The following is a 26969-nucleotide window of genomic DNA, read 5'->3' on the forward strand; positions in this document are numbered from 1 at the left end:
GGACGGCTTGCAGCGCCCCCAGAAATAGCAATCATGAGCGAACCATTATAATCGGCATCACCAATCCAACCACAGTTCCTGCATTTGAACCGTTTGCCGCTGCGTTCTCCAATATGAAGGCAACAATGACAGGTTTGCGACGTGTAGGCCGGATTGACCGTCATCAAAGGGACGCCTGCCGCCAGTGCTTTATAGGTCAGGAACTGCCTGATTTGATCAAACGCCCAACTATTGGAGCGACGACGTTCAGTTGGACTGCGCCGCTGTTTGTTGGTGCGCTCCCTGATGCCAGTCTGTTTCCGTGAACTATTTTAGCGCCTCCCCCCGAAACGATCGCCGGCGAGGAGCGACGAAAAAGCGGGAAATTGTTTTTCCCGCCGCCAATTCTCAATCTGGCGTTTGTCACCGGGGTGAGGTACAAAATCGGATGTTCGGGGGGACGGACATTCCCTTCCCCGCACCCGAACCCGGCACTCTAGAAGTGAGGAGTCAGGAGCGAGAAGTGAGAAGTTTCTCTTTCCCGATTCAGGATTCGGCTTCCACTCGGGGCAATCCCAAACTGTAGTTGATCGCCCGGGTGCCGAGGTTGTAGGAGATTTGCCCCGACTGCAACAGCGATCGCACCAAATGTTCGAGATCCGAACCGATGCGGCGGAGGTTGTATTCCGTCAGGTCTTCCCCGGCCGCGGCATCTACCAACTCGTCGAACTTTCGGTAGACTTGTTGCAGCGCCTCATCGTTCCAGTTCAACTCGTTGTCCGGATCGACGTCGAGGGTGAGTTTTTGGTCGCTGGGCATGATTTCATCATCCTGGATTTCGGCGGTAAAAATGTGGATGTGACGGGTCGTAGACTTCAACAACATAGGAATTTTCGATCGCCTGTTTTGAATCTGTACTTTGACTTATTGTTGCACCCTCCCACGACATTTTGACGTCTGAATCGGGCTCTCGCGCCCTCGAGTCGGACAAGGGGACGCCCATTTGATACCTTAGAGCTGAGTGCGATCGCCCCGGAAGTTGGGGGCATCGCCGCAACTGCCGAGAGGATATCGATCGTGACTGAGTTTTGGAACCAAATTTTCGCCTTCGCCGAAACCACCGCCGGCCGCGTCGGAGAACAATTGCTGCGGGATTTCGGGGCGGTGCAAGCCGAAGCTAAATCCGACGGCAGCCTGGTGACGCGATCCGATCGCTGGGCCGACGGCGAAATTCGGGACGCGCTCGCCCGAACTTTCCCCGACCACGGCGTCCTCTCCGAAGAGGGGGAACACATCTTTCCGACGGCGGACTGGTGTTGGATCGTAGACCCCCTCGACGGCACCACCAATTTTACCCGCGGCATCCCCATCTGGGGCATTTCCCTCGCCTTGCTCTACCGGGGAACCCCCATTTTTGGCCACATCCACCTCCCCCCCCTCAAACAAACCTTTCACGGCTTCTGGCCGGATCGGTCGGGACTCGACGTTCCCACGGGGAGTTTCGGCAACGGCATTCCCATCCACCCCACCACCGACGTCCTCGGGCCGAATCAATTTTTCAACCTCTGCTCCCGCAGCGTCGCCATCGCTCCCCACCTCCCCGCTAAAGTGCGGATGCTGGGCATGGCTACCTACAATTTCCTCACCGTCGCGGCCGGAACCTGCATCGGCGGGGTGGAAGCCACCCCCAAAATCTGGGACATCGCCGCCGCCTGGGCGATCGTCCAAGCCTCCGGGGCCGTTTGGATCCCCCTGGACTCCGCCGAGATTTTCCCCCTCAAAAGCGGACTCGACTACGGCGATCGCTCCTTCCCCACCCTCGTCGTCAGCCAAACCCAGTGGCTCGACACACTTCAACCCCTCGCTGAGTCAAAATTGGGATTCGGGCCTAATTAGGGCGTCGGGTACAAAGAAAAAATTGATCATGATCAATTATCAATGATCAATGATCAATTCATTCTCCCCCAGCCTCAAGATATAGCAGTGCGCGATCGTATAGTTACAAAACCTATAAAAGGGAGTCGGGAGTAGAGAGATTGATCATTCCCGGCGTGTTACCACGCCAGCGCTCGTTGCTATACCTTCGCCACGTCCCCGAAGCGAATTTTCAGATAGTCCTCCTCCATCTTGGCTCCCGCCGGTTGCAGCGCCGCCAACGCCTGCGGCAGAACCAAATTGCGGCGGTGGTTGCCGATGCGGATGTTCAGTTCGTCCCCGGTTTTATTCAACTGAATTTGCTCTTTGGGAATTCCCGGCAAATACAATTGCAAACTGTAGCCGCCCTGTTCTTCCACAATCTGCACCGTATTTTCCCGGTAATAAATCTGGGTGGGATCTTCCTCCCCGTAGAGAACAGTTTTGAGTTGCTCCAACGCCTCAAACCCGCACATCTCCTTCGTAAATAATTCCACCTCCTTCACCGGAAGGGGCCGGAAATTGTCGTGAATTTCCTGGCGATATTGCTGCTGATTCTCCTTCCAGCGCTTGAAAAACGGGTCGCTCACCGCGTCGGGGATGATCCGGTTGGCGATCACCAAATCCGTTGCCACGTTGTACAGACTCAAATAGGCGTGGGCGCGGAGAGACTCCTTGATTACCATTTTTTCCGGGTTCGTCACCAGCCGCACCGAGGTTTGTTGATTGTCCGTGAGCACCTTTTCCAACGCCTCGATCTGCTCGTAAAATTCGTAGGGGGCATCCATCACCTCTTTGTCTGGCAGGGAAAAACCCGCGATCGGTTTGAAAATCGGCTCCACCAACGGCCGCAGCGCCGCCGACATCCCCTGTAACGGTTTATAAAATCTTCTCATATACCAGCCCCCCACCTCCGGCAAGCTCAACAGCCTCAGAGCCGTGCCCGTGGGGGCCGAGTCGATGATCAGAACGTCGAAGTCCCCCTCGTCATAGTGCCGTTTCATCCGCACCAAACCGAAGATCTCGTCCATCCCCGGCAAAATCGCCAGTTCCTCCGCCTGCACGCCGTCGAGTCCCCGCGCCTGCAACACTTCGGTGATGTAGCGTTTGACGGCGCCCCAGTTGCCCTCCAATTCCATCAGGGCGTCGAGTTCGGCCCCCCACAGGTTGGGCTTCACCTGGCGGGGATCGTGTCCGAGGGGTTCGTCGAAGCTGTCCGCCAGGGAGTGGGCCGGGTCCGTACTCAAAACCAGCGTCTTGTAGCCCAACTCGGCGCACCGCAACCCCGTGGCCGCGGCGACGGAGGTCTTGCCGACCCCGCCTTTTCCGGTCATCAAAATTACGCGCATATTATCCTGATCCCCGCTTAAAATTTATTTACATTATTTTAACGTTAACGGCGGGTTTGTTGAAAAACCTGCCCGAGGACGGCGAGGCGGGAACAGTTCCAATAGTCGATGTGGCTGTCGATCGCGCCTTCCGAGTTGACGTGCAGTTCGCTCCGCCCCGGGACGGACACTCGCGGACGCCACGGCAGGACGGAGACGGTCCAACTCAGGGTCCAGCGGGTTTCTATGGTGTCCCCGGACTCGGAAATGCCGTGCAGGTCCAGTTGGATGTCTTTGAACCAGGTTTCCATGAAGCCGATCATTTTTTGGTAGCGATCGCGCCCGGAAAATTCGTTAACCGGATCTTTGAAATAAACGTCTTCCGCATAGATAGCGTAGGTTTGATCGGCGGGAAAATTTTGATAGTCCCGTTTCAGGATTTCCAGCAAGTCAGTTGGCACCATAAAACTCGATTTCAACCCTTCAAAAGGTTAAGTCTTTTTTAAAATCAACTCCGCTTTGGGGCGGATATGGCTAGACTGGAAGAAAGGGACTGGAGTCGAATCGACCCAAGGTCGGTTGGGTGAATCGGCTCCAATTCCTTGCCATAATTATAACATAGAAAACCATGAATTACGACATTTTTGACGAAGAATATTATCTCCAAAAATATCCGTTCGTGTCCAGTGGAATCGAACAGGGGATCGTCTCATCCGGCTTCGATCATTTTCAACGGTTCGGCCAAGCCTCCGGCTTCACCGAAGTCTCCCGCTATTTTGACGAATCCTATTATTTGGCGAATCATCCCGAGGTGGCCAACGCCGTCAACTCCGGATTGTTTGCCTCGGGGTTGGATCACTTTATTCAATCGGGTTACGAGTCGGGACTCACCCAAATTTCTTCCGACTACGACGAAACCTTTTATCTCAATAATAACCGCGATCTGGTTCCATTTATTCAAAACCAATCTTTTCGGAACGGACTGGAACACTTTCTCAAGTTCGGGGCCAACGAAGGACGGTTTGCTAACTCTTTTTTGGATGCCGAATATCTGGACAAATATCCCGATATCGCACAACAGGTTGAGGCTGGAGTTTTCCGGACGGGCCGCCATCACTACGAACTTTTCGGCCAATTTGAACCGTCGCGATCGGTGACATTTGTGGGGGGGCCCTTTGATGATGTTGTTGCCGGTTTTGGTTTGGGAACCATCGAACTGATCGGGGTGGAAGTCGGGTTGGATGAAAATGGCGATCGCATCTACGAAAGCGACGGATTTGACAATGAAAATCTGACGGGAAGTATCGACGATTACAGCGAAGTGGATACCCTGGTCGGTTCCGCCGGTTCCGATATCTTTGTCATCGGCGTTGGTGGTTCCCTTCCCAATCCTTCCGGCGGCGATTTTTATCCTTTTTTCGGTCGCGCCATCATTCAAAATTACGACCCGGAAAAGGACGTGATTCAAGTGGCGGGAACTCGCGCCACCGGCGGCTATTATTGGAGCGATAATCTGATTGACGTGACGGTTTCCGATATCAGTCGATATACGCGGTTCGTGGTCGAAGGCGCATCCGGACAAGAACTCAACATCAACTACAGCGGCGAAGTGCCGTTGCAACAAAACTTCCTCGAAAATGAATACTATGCCGATCATCCCGATGTGGCGGCAGCCGTTCAAGCCGGGTTGTACGAATCGGGTTTAGATCACTATCAACAAGTCGGACAATTTGAACCCACCCGCCAAGCCACTTTTGTCGGCACCGCCGGAAATGATACCGTCGAAGCCTTCGGAGTCGGCCCCCACGATATTACGGGGGTGGAAGTGATTGCCGGGGGAAATCCACGCACCTATACCAGCAGCGGCGACGACGAATTTGACCTGTTGATCGGAAGTCCGGGGGCCGATAATTTTATTTTCGGTTACGTGCGAACCAGCCTCCGACCCCCTTACAGCCTGCTGGGAATTGATACCTTTTATCGAGGGGAAGGAGAAGCGCGAATTCGAGGGTTTAATCAGGCGGAAGGAGACTCCATTGAAATGGTGATCTCAGGGGTGGAAACCTATAGCATTTCTCCGGTGGGGTCGGATTTGGCGATCGCCGTCGGGGGAGATACCATCGCCATCCTGGAAGGGGGGGCAAATTTGACCTTGACTCCGACCGATATCAATAATTCTGCCTTTCAATCTTTTAAGCTGGTTTGAGGCCTCATTCCACCTCCGGCCACAGCCGTTCTAACTGATACCGCCAAGCCGCCAGGGTCCGTTCCCGATTTTCTGCACCCGCTTCCATTTCCCCCATCAACCCCTCCGAATACAAGCGATTCAAATTTTGCAAGGTCGCTTCCATCGATTGTCCCTGCTGTTTTGCCATGCGAATAATTTGCCGAATTTGATCCTCTATTCTTTGATTGTAAAATTCCGAGAGCCCCCGCTCTTGCAGGGCCAACAATGTTGCGATCGCTGCCCGAAAATCCGCCGGATTGAAATTCTCCCTTGACCCCTGAAATACCCCCCAGATGATATCCTGGTGGATGGCGTACCGCGTTTCCTGGGTCAGATCAAAATTCGCTTCCAACAGTTTGTCGAAAATATTTTTAGCGGCGTTAATTGGGGCGATGGGGAGTAAAATTCGCATCCAACTCCGATCTTCCGAGAGCAACACCAGCAGGCGAAACGCGGAAGCCTCCACCTGCCAAGCCGTCTCGTCGGGTTGGCTTACCATCTCGCCAAATAATTCGCTCAGGGTTTCGGTGATCTCTTCAGGTTGCATGGGTTAAAAACTCGATATTCGGCAAAATTTTATCCGGTTCAAACCTCGATAAAATTAAAAAAAAATTTTTTTTGAAAAGGGTTGACAGGGGCGAGTCAATCGTTGTAAGATTATTCTTGGAGGGGGAAGTATGCCCGTTAACTTGATTTTTTGTTCAACTCCTACGGCAACCACTGGGGATTGAATCCCAAAAAAGGGAGTTCCTCCGGCTTCAATTGCGATGCCGTCCCGTCGTCCGCCACGTCGTCGGCGACCAAGGGCAACAGCCAGAGGCGGCTGGTGGTGACGGTATCTCCCCCTTCCGTGCGGGGTCGATTTTCCACATCTTCTTCCATCACCCGAGTCACCGTTTGATCGAACAGCAGAGCCAGACCGTCGGGGGAAAGACTCAGGTTGATTTCCTGTTGGTTGGGGAGGATCACCAGGGGGACGATATCATCAGTTTTTAAATCGATCGCCACGATGTAGGGTTGTTCGATATACTCCTCGCTCTCCTCCACCAACTCGGTGATCAACGTGTAAAGAATCGTGCCGCTCGGGTCGAATTGGGCGGTGAGAATGTTGCCGAATTCGGGAGTCCGATACAGTTCCGTTTCGGTGCCCTGGGTATCGACCAAAAACAGCGATCGCGTCCCGTCCGAGTTGAACTTCAGCATCGCCGCGGCCGAGCCGTCCGAGGAAAATCCCAACACCTGGCCGAACTTGGGCAGATATTCCAACACCTCCGCCTCCGGTTCCAACGGCAAAATCGTCGTCAGATCCGGACCCTGGGCGATGATCAGGGATTGGCTGTCGGGGCCGATCAAGAAATCTCCCCCCTCCGTCTGCAGCGGTTTGGGAGAGCGGCCCGGTTCCAAGATCCACGGTCCGGCGTCCGTGGGATTGGTTTTGTGGACTCGCTGGACGACGATCGCCGAACCGTCGGGCGCCAGGTCGAACTTGAGGTTGCGGTAAGACTCACTTTCCAGGAGCGTTTCAACTTGCCCCGGAGCTTGGGGGGAAGTCGATTTGTCGGCCGTCGATTCCGGGTTGATTCCCGTGGTGGTGGCGTACAACTGGGGGTCAAATTGACCTTGGGTGCGGTCCGAGCGCGCCACCGCCGAAAACAAAATGCGATCGCCCTCGGGGTAGGGTTCAAACTCCAACACCACCAAATCTTTTGGCGTCAGGGGAACCGGCCTCGGATCTTGGGACAGGTTCACCAGCATCAGCCGCCCCTCCTCATCTCCCCGCACCCCGATGTAGGCGAAGGCGCGATCGCGGCTGCGAAAATACCCCGTAAACGGTTCCAACAGCCGGCCCTCGCGGTTCTCCCCGTAAAGCTTATCCCGGGCCCCCTGCAACTGGACGCTGAACGGCGTCCCGTAGGGAACCGGGTCGATCAGCGTGTAGGCCATCCGCTTGCCCGCCCAACTGATTTTACCGGGCAGGGGCGGGTCGAGCCGCAAATTTTGTTCCACGCTCTCCCGGTCCATCGGGCGGTTGAACGTCAAGATGAAGCCCCGATCCTCGGCACCGACCTGTTGGTTCGCCCAACTGAACTCCCGCACCCGGGGCGTCGTGCGATCGCCGCTCAACACCACGACCCCAATCAGAACACTCAACACCAACATCAAAGCGATCGCCACCCGGTCTAAAGGCTGGCTCTTTTTGGCGAGGCGTTGCAATTTTAACGGCAATCCGGTCATCTTTCAGGTCAACCCTTCCGGTTTTTTTCTCCTGTCCCAAAGTAGCACGGACTCCCGCATTCTGCGCGATCGCGCTCCCAGAACATAAAACCCGGCTTCCGAACGGAAACCGGGTTGAAACGATCAGTTTAAACAAAACCGAACGAATTAGACGGAAACAGCCTTCTTGGTGGTCGCACTCAGTTCGCCGCTGGCATACTTGGCCGCAAACTCATCCAAAGTTTGAACCTTGATCTTGTCGGCGTTGCCAGCCGTTCCGAACTGCTCGTAGCGATCCGCGCACACTTTCTTCATGTACTTGATGGAAGGCTTCATGAAGTGGCGGGGGTCGAAGTTGGAGGGATCTTTGGCAGCCGCTTCGCGAATTGCCGCCGTGATCGCCAGACGGTTGTCCGTGTCAATGTTCACCTTGCGGACGCCGCTCTTGATTCCCTTCTGAATTTCTTCGACGGGGACGCCGTAAGTTTCGGGGATTTGGCCGCCGTACTCGTTGATCAGCGCCAGCAGATCTTCCGGGACAGAGGAAGAACCGTGCATCACCAGGTGGGTGTTCGGCAGACGGCTGTGAATTTCTTCGATCCGGCTGATCGCCAAAATTTCCCCCGTCGGCTTGCGGGTGAACTTGTAAGCGCCGTGGCTGGTTCCGATCGCCACCGCCAGGGCGTCAACCTGGGTCCGCTCCACGAATTCCACCGCTTCATCGGGGTCGGTGAGCAACTGGTCGCGGCTCAGAACACCTTCGGCACCGTGACCATCTTCCTTGTCACCCATGCCGGTTTCCAGGGAACCCAAGCAACCCAGTTCCCCTTCCACGCTCACGCCGATGGCGTGGGCCACTTTCACCACTTCGGCGGTGACGTTGACGTTGTACTCGAAGCTTGCGGGAGTCTTGGCATCGGCTTCCAAGGACCCATCCATCATCACGCTGGTGAAGCCGTGACGCATCGCCGAATAGCAGGTCGCCGGAGAGTTTCCGTGATCCTGGTGCATGGCGATGGGAATGTGAGGATAGGTTTCCACCGCCGCCTGAATCAGGTGGCGCAGGAAAATTTCGCCGGCATAAGAGCGGGCACCACGGGAAGCTTGCAGGATCACCGGGCTGTTGGTTTCGTGAGCAGCCTGCATGATCGCCTGGATCTGCTCCATGTTGTTGACGTTGTAAGCTGGGATGCCATAATCGTGCTCCGCAGCGTGATCCAGCAGCAGCCGCATGGGTACGAGCGCCATAGAGTCTCCTCCTAAGTCTTCTTTATCTGTGAGTTGGTTTCTAAGACGGTCTTAATTAAAACAATCTTAAAACAATTTTACGAGTTATGGCGAATTGTATCAAATAATTTTCACCAATCTCCGAAATTGGGGGACTCCAGGGAGATTCAGGAGATCCAGGAGATCCAGGAGATCCAAGAGCGGAGGGAGATCCAGGAGATCCAGGAGCGGAGGGAACCCAGAAACGGGTGGAACAGTGGAGGCATACAACCGACATCAGGAGGATTGTCCCCGGGGGGTGAGGCTCAAGCTCCAAAAGGGAAAAAGTGGATCGTCATCTGATCTGAGGACACTTTGTGTCCCACCGAGTCCCGGCTGGCGTGGACTTTTGCTCTGAGCCAACAAGGGACTCCATCCCCGGGTTTCAAGGCGGGTGATATCAAGTGATTGACCCCTAATTCAAAGCCGGGCCGTTTCATTTTTCCCCGAAAAATGGTAGGGGGAGCTCCAGGAGCCAGAGGGAGCGACCGGGAGATTTGGGGGAATGAAAAGGTATTTTTAACCGGAAAAATACCTCACTCCTCACCCCGATCAGCGGTTTTCCTCATCAGCCTCGACAATTTTTAACCGAGAATGAAACGGCCCTGCTAATTCAAAGGAAATAAACCGTTTCCGATCGCGATAAAGGCTGCCCAATAATAGGGGTGGGAATCGTCTCCCTGCCGGTTAATTAAAGTGATTTGAGCCTGTTGCAGGGCTCGGGTGGGGGATTGGCGATCAAAAACTAACGCTTGATAAAATTCGTCCATCAACGCTTGGGTGCCGCGATCGTCCACCACCCACAATGAGGCGACGGTTGCCAACACTCCGGCCTGTTGCATTTGGTAGCCCAGACCCAGAATTTCTTCGCCGTTTCCCATGCCGCCCACGGCGGTTTGACAGGCGCTCAAAATCACCAGAGAAACGTTGGGAAGGTTCCAGGTTTCCACCTCCCGCAACGTGGCGCGATCGCCGTCTCCGAACAAGATAAATGAATCCTCCGGTTGGCCCGGTACGAAGGCGGCGTGGGTGGCGAAATGGACGATACTGTGATCGTTGAGTTGGGGGATAGTCGCGTCGCGATTAAATTCCTCGTCCACCAGTTTTGTGGTGTCGGGAAGTCTCTCGGCGATGCGATCAACTTCGATCGCGGTAAAAGGCAGTCCCGCCATTAAAAATTGTCGAGTTCCTACCTCAAATTCATAACTTCCGGTGGCGAAAGCACCCGCGAGAACCCGCACGCGATCGGGGGGGACGGGGTTCAAATTGGTGAGGGATGCGGCGGTGATATTGTTGACCGCAAAGCGCTCGATCAGCCAGCGATCGCCGTCGTGAAGTCCGGCGATGGGAACGTATCGCAAGATGCCATCGGGGGCGTAAAGAATGACTTTTGCATCGGCTTGGATCAGGTCATTTTCGATGGGTTTGATTAAAATATCATAAAGTTTTTGAGCGGAGTTGAGGATCGAATTTGGCGGCAATGTGGGGTTCGTCAGTCCCCGTCTAAACTCCAAAACAGCGCGGTTGAGTTCTTCGCGATCGATGTCGAAGGAGCGGTTTATGGGGGGAGAAAAGGGCGTCACCAAAACCAATTCGACCCGCTCTTCTAAAAGGAGGGGATAGAGTAAAACGGCGGTGGGTTCGATTTGTTGGAGTTGTCGCTGGAGTAAGTTTAAATTGGGGAGGTCGATATTTTGTCCGCCGGATGCCGTCGATAATTCTTGAATCCGGGTGGCGACTTCTGGACTGCGGATAAATTCGTTGAAGTTTTGGCGAATTTGCTGTTGTACTCGGTCAATTTCGGCGATCCGTTCCTGCTGTTCTTCGCTGCGATCGCCCGGTGGAATTTGTCGCAATTGTGCCAATTCTCGCCCCAGTTTAATGGCGCGCTCCTGGCTGACCGCGTAGGCTTCATAAATTTGCTGTTCTTGGGGTAAAAGTTCTACACCTTGAGAAGTTTGTCGGTTGCCACGCACGTTGTCCAAATAATCTTCCAATTCTTGAACTTTGAGAAGATCGAGAACCTGTTGCGCTTCCAACACCCGATTTTGTTGTAACAATAAATCGGAGAGGCGGCGGTAGGTGGCGGCGACGGTTTCGGTGTAGGATTGTTGTTGGCGGCTTGAGAGTCCGCCCAGATTTTGGCGGATGGATTCGGTGACGTTGACGGATTTCTTATAAAAAATAATCGCCAATTCGATTTGGTTTTGACTTTCTAAAATCCAGCCGATGCTGCTGAGGTTCGATCGCTCCCCTTCCGGATTGCCAATTTCTTGAAAAATCACCAAAGATTGTTGGTAAGCCGCGATCGCGCTGTCAAAATCCCCCCGATTTCGATGCACCGAACCCAAGTTGTTGAGGGTGGTTCCTTCCCCCGCGATATCGCCGATTGCCCTGCGAATTATCAGCACTTCCTCGTAAGTTTCCAAGGCGCGATCGTAGTCCCGTCGGAGGTTATAAATTAATCCGATATTGTTGAGGGTGTTGCCTTCCCCAGCGCGATCGCCGATGTCCCGCCGGATGTCGAGGGACTGGCGGTAAAAATCCAGGGCGCGATCGCTCTGTCCCTGCATTTCGTAAATTAAACCGATATTATTGAGACTTTGGGCTTCCCCGGCGCGATCGCCAATTTCCCGGCGAATTTTCAGTGCTTTTTCATAGTCATTCAAAGCTTCTAAAAACTGACCCAAACTATAATAAAGCGCCCCCATACTGTTGAGAGTGTAACCCTGTCCGGCGCGATCGCCGATTTCCTCCCGAATAGCCAACGCCTCTCGGTACATCTGCAACGCTTCGGTGTATTTTCCCTGGTTGGAATAAACCCCGCCGATACTCATCAAAGTATGAGCTTCACCGGGGCGATCGCCCACTTCTCGGGCAATTTCCAAGGCTTGACGATAATCATCTAAAGCGCGATCGTACTGTCCCAAATTTCGATAAACCAATCCGATACCGCTGAGGGTGACACCCTCGCCGATGCGATCGCCAATTTCTCGCCGAATTTGTAGGGATTTTTGATAGTAATCCAAGGCACTTTTAAATTCGCCGATTTCATTTTCAACCCCTGCCAAATTGTTTAAAATTCGACCCGATGCCGCCCGGTTTCCGATCTGTTCCGCGAGAATTAAAGCCGCTTCCAAAACTTCGCGAGATTTTTGATAGTTTCCCTGGTTGCTGTAAACCACCCCCAGACTCAGAAGGATGCGGGATTCGATGTTGCGATCGCCGTATTCCCGACTGATGGACAATCCCCGTTCGTTGTATGCGATCGCCTGCGGATAGTCCCCCAACCGTTCGTAAACGATACCGATATTATTTAAAACTAACGCTTGGGGCGATATTAGGTTGATTTCCTGTAAAATTTCTAAGGCTTTTTGGTGGAATTCCAAAGCTTTTTTAAAGTCTCCCCGCTGCCGATAAACCACCCCCGCATGATCGAGGGTTCGCCCTTCGATTTCCCGATGGCTAATCTCGCGGCTAATGGCGATCGCCTGTTCGTACAATTCCAACGCTTCGGGATACTCGCTGCGGCTGTAATAAATTACCCCCAACTCCATCAACGCCGCGGCTTCTAAATGGCGATCGCCTATTTTTTTGGCAATTTTCAGCGCTTCCGACACCGCTTCTCGGGCGAAATCATACTGACTCAAAATTCGATAAGCCGTCCCGAGATTGAGTGAGGTTTCCCCGACTTTGGCGTTATTATTTTCCGCTCGGAACTGTTGTAAAGCTTCCCGATAAATTTCCACGGCTTCCCGAAAATTTCCCCGCACAAATTCTTGATTTCCCTGCCGCAGTCGTTCGGCTTGCGTTCGCAAATTTGCAGGGGTTGTGTGGGCGGGTTTAAACGGAAATATGACCGGGCATAAAATTAACGCGATCGCCAATAAAAAACCATTTTTATTGAATAAAAATCGTTCGTTTCGATTGGTATTCATCGGGTTCCTCCGGGACTGGGAAGGGGCGATAGTCCATCGTCCGGCGGTCTAAATTCCGAGGCGGGGGATACACTTTTTATCGACAATAAAGGTGCATCGGCGATCGCTTTGATTCCCACGGATTCGAGTAATTCTTGCCATCGAGTTTTCAGGTTGGAATTGTCGGGATCGGCTTGTCGGAGTTCAGCCAGCGTCGAAAGGCTGTCATACCAAATTCCCGCATCGATGTATAAATCCGGATAATCCTCGGGAATCGCCCCTTTTAAAGCTTCCGTCAATTCCGGATCGGCTTCGACTCGCTGAACCGTACCTACCAAAATTTCACTCGTCAGCATTTCCTGCCCTACAATCTCCAAATACCATCGGTATATCTTACCAATTTCTAGGGACGCTTTGGCGGCGGTTTCTGTTCCTCCAATTTTGATAATTCCGGCTATTTGTGGCAAGTTAAATTGAGTTTCGTAGATTTTATCATTTTCATCAACAATGGAAAAAAATGCCGTCACCTCGGAGGACTCCCCGTCAATTTCGGGAATGTAAAAGAAAAAAGACGGAAACTCGGAAACGGTAACTCCTCCCGTTTCGGGAACCAAGGCGATCGCATTTTCTCGCCCAAATATTCCCCCGCCACGGGTTCCCCCAGATTCCCGCCGGCTGGGTTCGCGAATATCTGGCGGGCGAAATTGGCTGACTTCAACTGTCGCCATTCCTGACACGAGAAACGGCAGAAGTGCGATCGCGCAATATCTCAAGATGGGAGTCGTCGGGGCGTTTGGGTTCATGGCGATCGGGAAAATAGGTCGCGATCGCAGTGTACTACAAATCATCAATTTTGGAGAATTTACGGCCGAACGAACGCAGATCTTCTATCCTGTTAAGTGGCGCATGGTTTTAGATTCAATGTCACTCACCGAACAGGTTCTTTCTCAAATTCCCGGAAACCCCCAAAAGGGACTGGAAAATGCCGATCGCCTCTGGGACGCGATGAAACAAAATACCCTCCCGATGCCGGAGACGGTTCGCCAAACGACGGAACCCCTGGAGGGGACGGATTACGATGTGATCATTTGCGGCGGGACGCTGGGAATTCTCATCGGTGCGACGTTGGCGATGCGGGGCTCGCGGGTGGCGTTGCTGGAACGGGGGACGCTGCGGGGGCGGGATCAGGAGTGGAATATTTCCCGCCACGAATTGCAGACTTTTTTGAAGTTAAATTTGCTGTCTTCCGAGGAGTTGGAAACGGCGATCGCGACGGAATACAACCCCGCCCGCCTCAGCTTTCCCGACAGTGCCGACATTTGGGTTCGGGACGTTCTCAACGTGGGGGTCGATCCGGTTTTTCTGCTGGAAACCATTAAAAATCGGTTTTTGGAAGCCGGGGGTAAACTGTTGGAAAATACCCCGTACAAGGGCGCGATCGTCCACCCGAACGGCGTGACGGTAGAAAGTTCTGAAAATCAGACGTTTACCGCCCGATTATTGCTCGACGCGATGGGTCACTTTTCCCCCATCGTCAGGCAGGCGAGGGGAGGGCAAAAACCCGATGCCGTGTGTCTGGTCGTCGGTACCTGCGGCAGCGGATATCCCCACAACGAAACGGGGGATCTTTTCGCATCTTTTACCCCCATAAAAAATCACTGTCAGTATTTTTGGGAGGCATTTCCCGCCCGGGACGGGCGCACGACCTATATGTTTACCTACCTCGACGCCCACCCCGATCGCCCCAGTTTAGCGGAGTTTTTCGAGGATTATTTGACCTTACTTCCCCAATATCAAAAGGTGGAATTGTCGCAGTTGGAATTCAAGCGGGCGCTGTTCGGATTCTTCCCCTGCTACCGAAAAAGCCCTTTGAAAACGCCCTGGAATTTTATCCTTCCCGTCGGCGACAGCAGCGGCAGCCAGTCCCCCCTCAGTTTCGGCGGATTCGGGGCGATGGTGCGGCACCTCGATCGCCTGACGCGGGGCATCGACGAAGCCCTAAATGCCGACATTCTCGATCGCGATTCCCTCGCCCTTTTGCAACCCTACCAACCCAGTTTGTCCGTCACCTGGCTGTTTCAAAAATCCATGAGCGTGGGGGTTGATCGCGACGTGGAGGGCGATCGCATCAACACCCTCCTCGCCGCCGTCTTTCGGGACATGAAACGCCTCGGGGAACCCGTCCTCAAACCCTTTCTCCAGGACGTGATCCAGTTTCCAGCCCTCGCCCAAACCTTATTTTTGACCGGGATTTTTCACGCCGGTACGGTGTTTAAAGTCATCCCCCAAGTGGGGGTCGGCAACCTCATCGATTGGACGCTTCACTATTTCAATTTGGCGAGTTACAGCCTCCTTTACCCCCTCGGAAAAACCCTCGATCCCCTCGCCAAAAACCTCTCCCCCCGACAAAAATATTATCTCCACCGCTGGATAGATGCCTGGTGCTACGGTTCGGGAGGAGATTACGAGGCTTGAAGTGCGGGTTCGCCGCCGGCAAAAATCTCCCAATTCTTTCGGGATTGCGTTTCTCGTTTGCGGTAGAATTGAGTGGGGGTGCGTCGGAATGGATCGGCTCAAAGGAGAAATAGCCCCGGAGCGCACCCGTCCGCAACCTCAGACCGGTCAGTCAGAGTCAGCCTCAATCGAGCGATCGCCTCACGCCGATGTCAGGGAATCGGCATCTATGTCTGGGGCGACGGTACGGCGTTTACGCGATCGCGATCCCGACAGTCCGTCCGGAAGGATTTGTCAAGAAAAACCGTCGGGAGTACAGAACTCCAAAAAACATTTCGGATTACTATATTTATAATTGTGTCGAGTCTAAATTTGATGGGTCGGATGGATCTAGAACAGGATTATAACCAGCAATGTCTGGACAAATTGGTTTGGGCGATGGAGCAGCTTCAAATTGAAGTCGCAGGGGCGGAATTGGTTCGGATTGCCGAATTAATTGTCCAAACGATGACTGGGCCGTGGCGTTATTTTCACACCCCCGAACATATTTTTGAAGTCGGAGGAACGGACGATCCGATTGAGGTTTTGGCGGCACTCTTCCACGATGTCGTTTACGTCCAAGTCGATCAGAGTGTCAACTTCAACCTCACCTATTACCTGGCGCCCTTTATCCGCCAAGTGGGGGAACACCTCTGGATTCGGGAAGCCGCCAACATCCCGAAAGATTCCACCTTTGAAATCGTCGCGGAAATCTTCGATATGGCGCCGGGCCAAATGTTATCTCCCTTTGGCGGACAAAATGAATTTTTGAGCGCCCTGGTAGCCGCCAAGGTTTTGGAACCGCTACTCGGCATCGAGTTGTCTGTGGAAATTGTCGCCTGTATCGAAGCGACGATTCCGTTCCGAAGTGCCGAAAAAATCGAATTGAGCAACAGCGAAATTTTGTATCGGAGATTGCAGGCGATCGCCCAAAAATGGCATCTCCAATTCACGGAAGCGGAACTGATCGAAACGGTGAGGCGATCGGTCCGCCTCTCCAACCGAGACGTGCGAAGTTTCGCCGATCCGAGTGCGGCCCTGTTTTTGGACAACACTTGGAATTTGCTCCCCGAAACCAACCACTACCTCAATAATGCCAGCGCCTACACGATCAATCAATACCGCACCGCCCTGCAAAAAATGGAAGGGTTCATGAATTTTCTCAAGCCGGAAGTCATCTTCCACCAGTTCCGCGGCTATCCCGACGATCGCACCTATAAAAAACTGGTGGAACGGGCCGAAAGAAACATTCGAGTCGGGCGGTTGTACCTGGGCAGCAAGCTGTTCGCGATCGCCTTTTTGGAAGCCCTTTCCCTGCGCTTCGGCCGCGTCATCCCGGTTTCGACGCTGATGGGGGAGATGCCCTCGGAAGATTTTGTCGCCATTTCTCTGGTGGATTTTTTGCCCGAAATTGAAAATCCATACCGACCCAAAGACGATTTGGAATCGACGGTTTTGACCCTCTTAGAAAAAGGCAGAACCCAGCATTCTCACCACGACATCAAAAATTCGCCCCTGACCACCTACATGGTCAAATCCATGGGGTTTGAAGATATGAAAGTACAGCGCGATCGCGCCCAGAAATTCTTTCAAGGGGCGATTTCATCGGAGGAGTTTTTGGCGGGGTGCGACCCCCAGATCAAAAAAACGGTGACGGCGGGAATTGTCAACTTATTTGATAGTCGAAAATTGGCCCTCTGTCAGTCTTGAGCGATCGCCGCGATCGCTGCGGAGACGGCGGTTAAAATCGGGGCGGGCGACGGGAGATGCCGTCCCTTCCGCCGTCCCCCATTCCCCGCTTTTCAGAAGCCGGCGGTCCGCCAAGGCGCGGTCCATTCTTTAATGTCAGGTTAAGGCGAGACGATCGGGCAAACCGGGCTGCCGCGACTAAAAACGGTGATAGAATCGGGTCAAATTTACGGACGGACAACAGACCGCTCCCTCACAACTCGACAGACCGAGAATTTTGTTCTCTCAAATGAAAAACGATTATGAAACCTTTGAGCAACCGCACCAAAATCGTGGCAACCATCGGCCCGGCGAGTAATTCTCCCGAAGTTCTCTACCAAATGGTAGAGGCGGGAATGAGCGTGGCTCGCCTCAACTTCTCCCACGGCAGCTATGAAGATCATGCGAAAACTGTGACTCGCCTCAGACAAGTTTCCGAGGAGTTGGACACTCCCATCACCCTGCTGCAAGATTTGCAGGGGCCGAAAATTCGCGTCGGACAGCTTCCCGACGGCGCCATTCAACTCGTGGCGGGAGAGTCCCTCACCCTGGTTCCGACGGACGAATATCAGAAGCAACCCCACACCGTCGCCATCGACTATCCCCACCTGGCGGAGGAGGCCAAACCGGGGGCGCAGATTCTCCTCGATGACGGTTTGTTGGAGTTGAAAATTGAGGAAATTTCCGGCAACGCGGTCAAATGTCAGGTGGTGGAGGGGGGGATACTCAAGAGCCGCAAGGGGGTGAACTTGCCCAGTTTAGCCCTGCGTTTGCCCTCCCTGACGGAAAAAGATATGCAGGACTTGGAGTTCGGGATTTCCCAGGGCGTGGATTGGATTTCCCTCAGTTTCGTCCGCACCGCCGACGACGTGAAGGCTTTGAAAACCTTTTTAGCCGAACGGAATGCCAGCCAGATCTCGGTGATGGCGAAAATTGAGAAACCCCAGGCGATCGACAACTTGGAGGCGATCGTGGCCGAGTGCAACGGCCTGATGGTGGCCCGGGGCGATCTCGGCGTCGAAATGAAGCCGGAAAAGGTGCCGCTGCTGCAAAAACAGGTGATCCGCCTGTGCAACCAAAAGGGCATCCCGGTGATCACCGCCACCCAGATGCTCGACAGCATGATCAACAACCCCCGCCCCACCCGCGCCGAAGCCTCCGACGTAGCCAACGCCATTATCGACGGGACGGATGCGGTGATGCTCTCGGGGGAATCCGCCGTCGGCAAATATCCCGTCCGCGCCGTGCAGATGTTGGCGAAGATCGCCCGGGATGTGGAACCGGAAATCAACTTTACCAACTACCCCCCCGCCCTGACGGACGAAACCCACGCCATCAGCGAAGCCCTCAACACCATCGACAAAATTCTCAAGCTGCATTGCATCGTCGCCTACACCAGCAGCGGCTACACCGCCGAGTTAGCCGCCGCCGAGCGCCCCAGAGTGCCGGTCGTCGCCCTCACCCCCAACCGGAAAGTTTACCACCGCCTGAATCTGGTTTGGGGCGTGAAACCCCTGCTGCTCGAACATGAGGTCGATTCCTTCGAGGGGCTTCTCGATCAGGCGCAAACCTATCTCCTGCTGCGGAAACTCGCCTCTCCGGGGGACGAGATTTTAATCATCGGCGGCATCCCCACCAAGAAAGCCAAGGGCACCAATTTCTTGAAAATTCACAAAATTCGCGGGGCATCTTAAAGCCCGGTCTTTGGGAGCGGGGGGAGCGGGGGGAGCGGGGGGAGCGGGGGGAGCGGGGGGAGCGGAGGTAAGCGGGTGGAATATCTGGACCGCTTGGGAATCAATTCCCAAGCTAACAGCCAAAATCATCTAAAGATGATTGGGGAATCTGCCCCCTGGAGCCTCCTGGAGCCTCCTGGAACCTCCTGGAGCCCCCTCTCTCCCCCGCCTCCTCAACCGGAGCTCAGATTATGTGATCGCTTCGGTTTGCGTAACTTCTTCGGATTTGGGAAAGACAAATCGGAGCAGGATGGGGGCGATCAAAGTGGTGACGATGACCATGATGATGATGGCGGCATCCAACGACTTGGGGAGTGCCCCGGTTGCCGAGCCGAGGCCGGCAAAGACCAGGCCCACTTCTCCCCGGGGAATCATCCCGGTCCCGATCGCCAGACGGCTGATTTTCTCCTTAGAAATGACGACGAATCCGGCCGCCACTTTTCCGACGATCGCGATCGCGATCAGGATGGCGGCAATGATCAAGCCCTCCCGATTTTCGGGATTTAAGGGGTTGATGACGCTCAGATCGACTTTGGCGCCGACGGTGACGAAAAAGACCGTGGTCTGGATGTAAACGAAAGGTTGAAATAACTGTTGGAGTTCGTCCCGCTTATTGGTTCCGGCCAAGACAATTCCGGCGGCAAAGGCTCCCAAAATGGCTTCCAACTTCGCCGCCACACCCAGCAGGGACAGCAACGCCAAAAACAGGACGGCTAGGGTCATCAACGCCCCCGGACTTTTAAATCGGTCGGCGATCGCTTCAAAAATTGGGGCGAAATACCGGTTCAGCAACACCGCCCCCAAAACGAACAAAGTGGCACTGAATAAAAGGGAGGCGATCGTCGCAATTTCAACCGTTCCGGTCGCCACCAAACTCAACATCACCGCCAGGACGACAATTCCCAAAATATCGTCCAAAATTGCCGCCCCCAAAATAATTTGACCTTCTTTGGATTTGAGAACACCGATATCCTGCATAACTTTGGCTGTAATGCCGATGCTGGTCGCCGTCAGTGCCGCCCCCGCAAATAAAGCCGGAATGGTGGCGATGTGAAAGACGTAAATGAGCATCAAACTGCCCAGAACGAAGGGGATAGCTACCCCCGAACAGGCCACCGTCGCCGCCTGCCCCCCGACGCGGATCAACTCGCCCAAATCCGATTCGAGCCCGGTGACAAATAACAGCACCAACAAACCCGAAGTCGCCGTTCTGTCGATCAGGGCTTCCATCTGGAAATCGTAGGCTTTGGTGACGGCTTCCGGACTGGCCCCCGTGACGGCTCCCAAAAAATTGAGAATGCTTGGATTGACTTCCCCCCCCACTTCGGCGAAGATCAAAAATCCCAGGGCCGACGCCCCGAGGACGATTCCGGCCAACAAGTCACCCAAAACCGCCGGCAGTCCGACGCGGACGCACAGTTCTTCGAGTAGGCGGCTGACGACAAAGATCACAATAACTGTGGCGACTAACGAGGCGATGACCGCATCTTCGTAGCCTTCTTCTGCGACGGTTTCTGTCAAGAGAAGGGGGTTAGGGAGCCACCCCAGTTGTCCGTTCAGGATCGGTATCACAGCCCGATCAATCGCGATCGCAATACTCATAAACGCTCCTCAACAATTCGGGTCATCTCGCAACTATCGCAGGGAGTGCAATCAGTTTGCCGACAAATTTATCATTTTTTTGTGTTTCGGGCGATACAAGCGATCGCGAACTAATTGTCCCCCACCTCGTGAAATTCGTCAGTTTCAGCCAGGGGAAGCACGAGTTCCACCGTCGTGCCTTGGTTTCTTCCCGGGCTCATCAAATGGATGCTGCCGCCCATCATTTCGATCAAATGCTTGGAAATCACCAGGCCGAGTCCGGTGCTGCCGTAGGGATTGATGTTCGATTCATCCTCCACCTGAAACGCCTCGAAGAGTTTATCTTTATGATTCGGATCGATGCCGATGCCCGTGTCTTTGATGGTGACGACCGCCATTGGGGTGTTGGCTTCCCCTCGGGGAGTGACCATCTGTCTAATTTCGGTGACGATCGTGATACTGCCGCGATCGGTAAATTTGATGGCGTTGCCGATCAAATTGATAAAAATTTGTTTTAATTTGATCGGGTCAGCCTGCACCTTGATACCCCGCACGAAATCTTTTCTGTGAAGTTCCAGATTTTTCTGACGAAAGTTGGCGAACTGGAGGTAAAGGGCGGCCGTCAGGGAAGCGTGCAGGTCGATGGATTTGAGTTCGACGGAGACTTTCCCCGATTCGATTTTTGCCAGATCTAAAACTTGATTGATCAGCCCGAGTAAGTGGATGGAAGACTGGTGAGCTTGTTGGAGGAGTTCGAGTTCTTCTTCGCGATCGTCGCACAACTCATCGAGCAACAGTTGCAGGGAGCAGATGATCCCGTTCATGGGGGTTCTCAGTTCGTGGGAGGTTTGTCTGAGAAACTCATCTTTGCGGGCGTTGATTTGGTGGAGGGTTTGATTTTCTTGCCGGAGGGTTTGATATTTGTCGATGTGGTCTTTTAAATTGTGTTCCAACTCTTGTTTTTCGAGTTCCAAGCGATCGCGGAATTCCGCCAGCGACGTTTCCAGGGCTTGTTTTTCTCGCCGCCACTGCCGCCGTTCCCGACCCGCCGCGATCGCCATCCCCAAACCCCACGCGATCGCCAGAATGGCGATCAAAATAGCGGCCCATTTACTCCCGGACAGATGACCGTTCCAACAGACGATCGCAATTGCCACAACAAAACCGGCAGCCATCAAGACCGGCCCGGGCAATGATAACATCTGTCGCGTGAGTTTTTTTCCCATAGATGCCTTGCACCCACTAGCCACCGGAGTCAGCGACTTCACAGACAACTGCACTCCTGTTCTATTCTATGTGACAAATTCCCTGGGTCGGCAAATTCGCCGATTGCATACAATGAAATCGTTCGGGTATTAATACACACAGATCAGGACAATGAGAGCAATTTGGCTCGAAAATCAGCAACTACAACTTCGCACAGACCTGCCGACCCCCGCACCCCCCCCGGGAGAGACGTTGGTACGGGTCCTGCGGGCGGGGATCTGCAACACCGATCTGGAATTGCTGCGGGGGTATTACCCCTACCGGGGCATCCCCGGCCACGAATTTGTTGGCGTGGTGGAACGGGGCCCGGAAAATCTCCTCGGACGGCGGGTGGTGGGCGAGATCAATGCCGCCTGCGGGGAGTGCCGGTTTTGCCGCCGCGGACAACCCACCCACTGCGAAAATCGCACGGTTTTGGGGATCGTCAACCGCGACGGCGCCTTCGCCGACTACCTCGCCCTCCCCGCCGAAAACCTGCACCCGGTGCCCGAGGGCCTGTCCACCGACGAGGCGACGTTCACCGAACCCATCGCGGCGGCGTTGGAAATTCAGCGGCAGGTGTCCGTCTCCCCGGACTGGCGGGTTTTGGTGGTGGGAGACGGCAAACTCGGCCAACTGATCGCCCAAACCCTCGCCCTGACGGGTTGCGACCTGCTGGCGGTGGGGCGCCACCGGGAAAAATTGGAATTGCTGGAAAATCGGGGCATCAAAACGGGGTTCGCCGACGCCGTGGCCGATCGCGGTTTCGATTTGGCGGTGGAGTGTACGGGAAATCCCGACGGGTTCGCCCTGGCCCGCCGTTCCCTGCGATCGCGCGGCATCCTGGTGTTGAAAAGCACCTACGCCGGCGCCCTGACTATCGACGCCTCGTCCCTGGTGGTGGACGAAATCACCCTCCTGGGTTCCCGCTGCGGCCCCTTCGCCCCGGCCCTGGAACTCCTCGCCGAGCACCGGGTGGACGTCGAACCGTTAATTCAGGCGAAATATCCCCTCGATCGCGGTCTGGAGGCCTTCGATCGCGCCCGACAACGGGGGACGCTAAAAGTGTTGGTGGATATGGAAATTTGACACTCTCCGGGGCGGGGAAATTTTAGATTTTAGATTTTAGATTGTAGGGGCAGTGCCTCCGTGCCTGCCCACCCCCAATTCAACCTCCGCCTCCTCTGCTTCCCCCGCTTCCTCCGCCTCCTCCGCTTCCTCCGCCCCCCTGCCGTGGGGTTCATCCAAATCCAAATCGGGGCCTTTGGGAATGATGCCGCCGGGGTTGAGGGGGAACAGGTTTCCGTAATAATCCCGTTTGACGACATCCAATTTGCAGGTGTCGGCGACGCCGGGAAGTTGATACAAGTCCCGCAAATAGGGGGAGAGATTCGGATAGTCTCGGATGCGGCGGCGGTTGCACTTGAACAGGCTGTAATAAACCGTATCGAAGCGGAATAAAGTCGTAAATAATCTCACGTCCGCCAGGGTGACGCGATCGCCGCACAAATACCGATGAGTTCCCAGCGTTTCATCGACGAGATCGAGGGTGGAAAACAGTTCGTCGCAGGCGGTTTCGTAGGCCTCCTGACTTTGGGCGAAACCGCAGCGATAGACGCCGTTATTGACGGTCTGATAAATTTTATCGTTCCAATGGTCGATCGCGTCTTTCAAATCCGCCGGATACAGGTCGCGATCGCGGTATTTTGCGAACTCTTGAAACGCATTATTTAAGATGACGATAATTTCGGAACTTTCGTTGTTGACGATCGCCTTTTTTTGTTGATCCCACAACACCGGAACCGTCGATCGCCCCGAGTAACCCGGGTGCAGCGATCGGTAAAAGTCGGGAAGCGTCTCACAGCCGGTTTCCGCGCCGTCGAACGCCCACATTCCCGAGTCCGGGGAGGGGGAGACGATCGCCACCGATATCGCCTCTTCCAGGCCCTTGAGCGCCCGCACAACCAGGGCTCGGTGTGCCCACGGACAACCCCACCCCACGATCAGAGCATAGCGTTTCGCCTCGGCGGGGCGATCGGGAGTCCCCACGGTATCCCGAAATTGGCTTTCCGGGCGGATGTATTCCCCGGAGGAACTGCGGGGGGCGAGTTGGGACATCATCACCTGCCACATCGTCGTCCAGACGAATTTTCCCAGGCGGACGATCGCGCCGGGGGGAAGGGGGCTGCCGCGTCTCTTGGATTTTGTCGAGGTTTGTGACATGATTTTTTTTAAAGTAAAATTATACCATTTAAACGTCTAATTATACTGAATCACCATCAAATGCAGGACAGTTATTGGCTCAAACGACTCGAAACCCACCGGGCGATCGCAGTGATTCGCGCCCCCAATTTTCACGTCGGCGTACAGATGGCGATGGCGGCGGCGGCGGGGGGCATTCGACTGATCGAACTGACATGGAACGGCAATGACGTTCCCGAAATCATTTCCGAACTGCGGTCGAAATTGCCGGACTGCGCGATCGGAACCGGGACGATTTTGGCGGCGGAAGAGTTGATTCACGCGGTCAATGCCGGCGCGCAATTTATCTTTTCTCCCAATACAAATTTGCCGATTATTCGGGTGGCGAAAGAGACGGAAACGCCCGTGATTCCCGGCGCCCTTTCTCCCACGGAAATCATCGCCGCATGGCAGGCGGGGGCGAGTTGCGTCAAGGTGTTTCCGATCGCGGCGGTGGGGGGGGCGAGTTATATCAAAAGCTTGCAAGGTCCCCTCGGTCAAATTCCCCTGATTCCCACAGGGGGGGTGACGCTGAACAATGCCCTCGATTTTATCCGTTCGGGGGCGATCGCGGTCGGATTGTCCGGCGATTTGTTTCCCCAAGACGCGATCGCCGAAGGAAATTGGGAGGCGATTACGATGCGATCGCGGCAACTCACCGAAAATCTGGCCAAATGGGAGGGAGGAGAAAATTGATAACGGTCGATCTAACAATCTTAAATCATTCAAAAATAACGGACAAAAATTGACCCTCGCGGAGAAAGTCAGACTAAAATAGAATCACTATCTATATCTAACCGACACGCGGGATAGAATCATCGATGGCAGGAAAGAGGTGGGAAAATGACAATCGGTCAGACATCAATTCGAGGGTTTCATATCGGACGGCTGCTGGCGGGAGTGACGGTGGCGATCGCCCTACTTTACGGCGGTTCGGCCCCCGTCCGCTCCGAACAATTTCACAACCTAATGGCCCGCCGGATTTTGGAGTTGCAGCAGTCCTCCGAACGCTGGATCGAAATCGACCTGACCCGCCAGCGTCTGATGGCTTGGGAAGGCAACAATCTCGTCTATGCGGTGATCGTCTCCACCGGCAAACCCTCCACCCCCACCCGCGTCGGGACGTTTACCGTCCAAACCAAGTATCGCAGCACCCGCATGGTCGGCCCCGGTTACGATGTTCCGGACGTGCCCTTTACGATGTACTACGACGGCGGCATGGCAATTCACGGCGCCTATTGGCATAATATGTTTGGGACTCCGGTCAGCCACGGTTGTACGAATGTTGCGGTCGATCATGCCGAGTGGCTGTTTGAGTGGGCCTCGGTCGGGACGCCAGTGGTCGTGCATGAGTAGGATTTACAAACCCAGACGAATTCTCGCGATCGGTGACATTCACGGTTGTTCGGTGGCGTTTGACACCCTGATGCGGGCGGTCAAATTGCAACCCCACGATCGCATCATCACCCTGGGCGACTACGTAGACCGCGGCCCGGATTCCAAAGGGGTGATCGATCGCCTCATCGAGCTCCACGACCGGGGACAACTGGTGGCCCTGCGGGGAAATCATGAAATGATGATGTTACGGGCGAAGTCCCTGGGTTGGAATGCCTGGTATCACTGGCAGGCGTCCGGCGGCGAAGAAACCCTGGCGTCCTACTGCCGACCGGGCGATCGCGGGGGCATCAACTGCATCCCCGAGGAACACTGGCATTTTTTGGAAAAAATTTGCCGGGACTGGTGGGAGACGCGATCGCACTTTTTCGTCCACGCCAGCGTCTACCCCAATTTGCCCCTCCAGCAACAACCGGAACGGATGCTATTTTGGCAGCAATTCAACAACCCCGCCCCCCACTGTTCCGGAAAAACGATGGTTTGCGGGCACACCACCCAAAAAAACGGCCGGCCCATCAACATCGGCCACGCCATCTGCATCGACACTTGGGTTTGCGGCCAGGGGTGGCTGACCTGTCTGGATGTCGCGTCCGGGCGAATTTGGCAGGCGAATCAACAGGGGGAAAAGCAAACCGCCTGGATTCACGAATTTGAAATGCCCTATTCCCACCTGGGATTCCGATTTCAGGTGCATCGCGGTTAAAATTGCACGAGAGTAACTGAGTTAGTTCCATGCGAATTTTGGCGATCGGTGACATTCACGGCTGTTCCAACGCCTTCGACACCCTGATCAAAATGGTGAATCCCGGCGAGGGCGATCGCATTATAACCCTCGGAGATTACGTCGATCGCGGCCCGGACTCCAAAGGGGTAATCGACCGCCTCATCGAGCTCCACAAGGGCGGACAACTCGTCGCCCTGCGGGGAAATCACGAAATCATGATGTTGGAAGCGCGATCGCACCCGAATGCTTTAAACGGGTGGAAAATGTCCGGCGGTCACGAAACCTTACTCTCCTACAATTCATCGAGTAAAAAACCTCGCCTCGAAGATGTCCCCGCCGAACATTGGGAATTTCTCGAACAAACCTGCGTGGACTGCTGGGAAGAAGAAACCCACTTTTTCGTCCACGCCAACGCCGATCCCGATCGCCCCCTTTCCGAACAATCCGACCACGATCGATTTTGGGCGAAATTCTACAACGCCAGACCCCACCATTCCGGGAAAGTCATGGTTTGCGGCCACACCAGCCAAAAAAGCGGCCAACCCCTCAACTACGGCTACGCCGTCTGTATCGATACGCGAGTTTACAGCAACAAAGGCTGGTTAACCTGTTTAGATGTCACGACCGGACGGATGTGGCAGGCTAATCAAAAGGGAGAAAAACGCACCGCCTGGATCGACGAATTTGAAATCGAACCCTACCGCTTCAAAAGTGCTTTTTTTTGAAATCCTGATGGGGAATTAATTCCCGAGGGCGCAAGCCTTGCGCCCCTACCAGCCAAAATCCTCTCAAGATGATTATAGAGCAATCGGAAACAATTTGTAAATAGTCGCGCCCCCAAACCCCCAATTCTGGAGGCTTTGACACAATTGGGATAAAGTTGCCAATTATAGCGCTGCGCGCAGGGAATGGGGAATGGGGAATGGGGAATGGGGTAATGAAATCACCTTGATATAAGGGTTTCAAGGTTTGTCCCTCCCAGGA

At 54.4% G+C, this 26969-nt stretch carries 24 protein-coding genes; 10 read left to right on the forward strand and 14 right to left on the reverse strand.

Going from position 1 to position 26969, the window contains the following annotated elements; genetic code table 11:
* Both AC0QHF_RS10440 and ndhM read right to left on the reverse strand, forming a co-directional pair.
* Positions 1-287 (reverse strand): transposase (locus AC0QHF_RS10440; RefSeq protein WP_324704167.1); only part of this gene is annotated, 287 nt, incomplete at its 3' end.
* Positions 288-525: 238 nt separating this feature from the next.
* Positions 526-864 carry an NAD(P)H-quinone oxidoreductase subunit M gene (gene ndhM / locus AC0QHF_RS10445; RefSeq protein WP_324704144.1) on the reverse strand — a complete coding sequence of 113 codons (339 nt, stop codon included), beginning with the start codon at positions 862-864 and terminating at the stop codon, positions 526-528.
* Positions 865-1056: 192 nt separating this feature from the next.
* On the opposite strand from ndhM, the gene AC0QHF_RS10450 reads away from it, so the two are divergent.
* Positions 1057-1875, forward strand: a complete 819-nt coding sequence (locus AC0QHF_RS10450; protein ID WP_324704145.1) for an inositol monophosphatase family protein — start codon at positions 1057-1059, stop codon at positions 1873-1875.
* A gap of 179 nt (positions 1876-2054) precedes the next feature.
* Here the strand turns inward: AC0QHF_RS10450 and AC0QHF_RS10455 are convergent, their stop codons facing one another.
* Positions 2055-3242, reverse strand: coding sequence for a TRC40/GET3/ArsA family transport-energizing ATPase (locus AC0QHF_RS10455; RefSeq protein WP_324704146.1), 1188 nt, complete (start codon positions 3240-3242; stop codon positions 2055-2057).
* A gap of 44 nt (positions 3243-3286) precedes the next feature.
* Complete coding sequence (locus AC0QHF_RS10460) at positions 3287-3685, reverse strand: DUF2358 domain-containing protein (RefSeq protein ID WP_324704147.1); 399 nt, start codon at positions 3683-3685, stop codon at positions 3287-3289.
* 164 nt (positions 3686-3849) lie between these two features.
* On the opposite strand from AC0QHF_RS10460, the gene AC0QHF_RS10465 reads away from it, so the two are divergent.
* Positions 3850-5427: a hypothetical protein gene (locus AC0QHF_RS10465; RefSeq protein WP_324704148.1), complete on the forward strand. Its 1578-nt coding sequence runs from the start codon at positions 3850-3852 to the stop codon at positions 5425-5427.
* Positions 5428-5431: 4 nt separating this feature from the next.
* Here the strand turns inward: AC0QHF_RS10465 and AC0QHF_RS10470 are convergent, their stop codons facing one another.
* From AC0QHF_RS10470 to AC0QHF_RS10490, 5 genes are all read right to left on the reverse strand, one after another.
* Positions 5432-5995: a hypothetical protein gene (locus AC0QHF_RS10470; RefSeq protein WP_324704149.1), complete on the reverse strand. Its 564-nt coding sequence runs from the start codon at positions 5993-5995 to the stop codon at positions 5432-5434.
* 161 nt (positions 5996-6156) lie between these two features.
* Entirely contained in the window at positions 6157-7683 is a 1527-nt protein-coding gene (locus AC0QHF_RS10475; RefSeq protein WP_324704150.1) for a hypothetical protein, read from the reverse strand.
* A gap of 147 nt (positions 7684-7830) precedes the next feature.
* Positions 7831-8910: a class II fructose-bisphosphate aldolase gene (fba, locus tag AC0QHF_RS10480; RefSeq protein ID WP_324704151.1), complete on the reverse strand. Its 1080-nt coding sequence runs from the start codon at positions 8908-8910 to the stop codon at positions 7831-7833.
* Between the two features lie 626 nt (positions 8911-9536).
* Complete coding sequence (locus tag AC0QHF_RS10485; RefSeq protein WP_324704152.1) at positions 9537-12866, reverse strand: CHAT domain-containing protein; 3330 nt, start codon at positions 12864-12866, stop codon at positions 9537-9539.
* A complete protein-coding gene (locus tag AC0QHF_RS10490) occupies positions 12863-13693 on the reverse strand; it encodes a DUF928 domain-containing protein (protein WP_324704153.1) in 831 nt (276 codons plus the stop codon). Before AC0QHF_RS10490 ends, AC0QHF_RS10485 begins: the two co-directional genes overlap by 4 nt.
* A gap of 73 nt (positions 13694-13766) precedes the next feature.
* Between AC0QHF_RS10490 and AC0QHF_RS10495 the strand changes: the two genes are divergently transcribed.
* Positions 13767-15320, forward strand: coding sequence for an FAD-binding oxidoreductase (locus tag AC0QHF_RS10495; protein ID WP_324704154.1), 1554 nt, complete (start codon positions 13767-13769; stop codon positions 15318-15320).
* 363 nt (positions 15321-15683) lie between these two features.
* Positions 15684-17048: a hypothetical protein gene (locus AC0QHF_RS10500; RefSeq protein WP_324704155.1), complete on the forward strand. Its 1365-nt coding sequence runs from the start codon at positions 15684-15686 to the stop codon at positions 17046-17048.
* On the opposite strand, the gene AC0QHF_RS10505 is transcribed toward AC0QHF_RS10500, so the two are convergent.
* Complete coding sequence (locus tag AC0QHF_RS10505; protein ID WP_324704156.1) at positions 17010-17174, reverse strand: hypothetical protein; 165 nt, start codon at positions 17172-17174, stop codon at positions 17010-17012. The two genes, AC0QHF_RS10500 and AC0QHF_RS10505, sit on opposite strands and share 39 nt — an antisense overlap.
* A 155-nt stretch (positions 17175-17329) precedes the next feature.
* Here AC0QHF_RS10505 and pyk point away from each other — a divergent pair, with 155 nt between their 5' ends.
* Positions 17330-18760, forward strand: a complete 1431-nt coding sequence (gene pyk, locus AC0QHF_RS10510; protein WP_324704157.1) for a pyruvate kinase — start codon at positions 17330-17332, stop codon at positions 18758-18760.
* A 228-nt stretch (positions 18761-18988) separates the two neighbouring features.
* Here the strand turns inward: pyk and AC0QHF_RS10515 are convergent, their stop codons facing one another.
* A complete protein-coding gene (locus AC0QHF_RS10515) occupies positions 18989-20401 on the reverse strand; it encodes a cation:proton antiporter (RefSeq protein WP_324704158.1) in 1413 nt (470 codons plus the stop codon).
* A 110-nt stretch (positions 20402-20511) separates the two neighbouring features.
* The gene (locus AC0QHF_RS10520; protein WP_324704159.1) at positions 20512-21582 is read right to left on the reverse strand and encodes a sensor histidine kinase; all 1071 of its coding nucleotides are present in this window, start codon (positions 21580-21582) and stop codon (positions 20512-20514) included.
* Between the two features lie 175 nt (positions 21583-21757).
* Between AC0QHF_RS10520 and AC0QHF_RS10525 the strand changes: the two genes are divergently transcribed.
* Positions 21758-22714 carry an MDR/zinc-dependent alcohol dehydrogenase-like family protein gene (locus AC0QHF_RS10525; RefSeq protein WP_324704160.1) on the forward strand — a complete coding sequence of 319 codons (957 nt, stop codon included), beginning with the start codon at positions 21758-21760 and terminating at the stop codon, positions 22712-22714.
* Between the two features lie 36 nt (positions 22715-22750).
* On the opposite strand, the gene AC0QHF_RS10530 is transcribed toward AC0QHF_RS10525, so the two are convergent.
* Positions 22751-23848 carry a glutathione S-transferase family protein gene (locus tag AC0QHF_RS10530; protein ID WP_324704161.1) on the reverse strand — a complete coding sequence of 366 codons (1098 nt, stop codon included), beginning with the start codon at positions 23846-23848 and terminating at the stop codon, positions 22751-22753.
* 60 nt (positions 23849-23908) lie between these two features.
* Between AC0QHF_RS10530 and AC0QHF_RS10535 the strand changes: the two genes are divergently transcribed.
* The 4 genes from AC0QHF_RS10535 to AC0QHF_RS10550 all read left to right on the forward strand — a co-directional run bounded on the left by AC0QHF_RS10535 (position 23909) and on the right by AC0QHF_RS10550 (position 26710).
* The gene (locus tag AC0QHF_RS10535; RefSeq protein ID WP_324704162.1) at positions 23909-24562 is read left to right on the forward strand and encodes a bifunctional 4-hydroxy-2-oxoglutarate aldolase/2-dehydro-3-deoxy-phosphogluconate aldolase; all 654 of its coding nucleotides are present in this window, start codon (positions 23909-23911) and stop codon (positions 24560-24562) included.
* 147 nt (positions 24563-24709) lie between these two features.
* Complete coding sequence (locus tag AC0QHF_RS10540) at positions 24710-25222, forward strand: L,D-transpeptidase (protein ID WP_324704163.1); 513 nt, start codon at positions 24710-24712, stop codon at positions 25220-25222.
* On the forward strand, positions 25215-25964 hold the full coding sequence (locus AC0QHF_RS10545) for a metallophosphoesterase family protein (RefSeq protein WP_324704164.1): 750 nt from the start codon (positions 25215-25217) through the stop codon (positions 25962-25964). The genes AC0QHF_RS10540 and AC0QHF_RS10545 overlap by 8 nt, the downstream gene beginning before the upstream one ends.
* 29 nt (positions 25965-25993) lie before the next feature.
* Positions 25994-26710, forward strand: a complete 717-nt coding sequence (locus AC0QHF_RS10550; RefSeq protein WP_324704165.1) for a metallophosphoesterase family protein — start codon at positions 25994-25996, stop codon at positions 26708-26710.
* Here the strand turns inward: AC0QHF_RS10550 and AC0QHF_RS10555 are convergent.
* The coding region (locus AC0QHF_RS10555) for a hypothetical protein (RefSeq protein WP_324704166.1) at positions 26691-26969 on the reverse strand (279 nt) is incomplete at its 5' end. The two genes, AC0QHF_RS10550 and AC0QHF_RS10555, sit on opposite strands and share 20 nt — an antisense overlap.

It is taken from the genome of Lyngbya sp. CCY1209 (genome assembly GCF_055795065.1).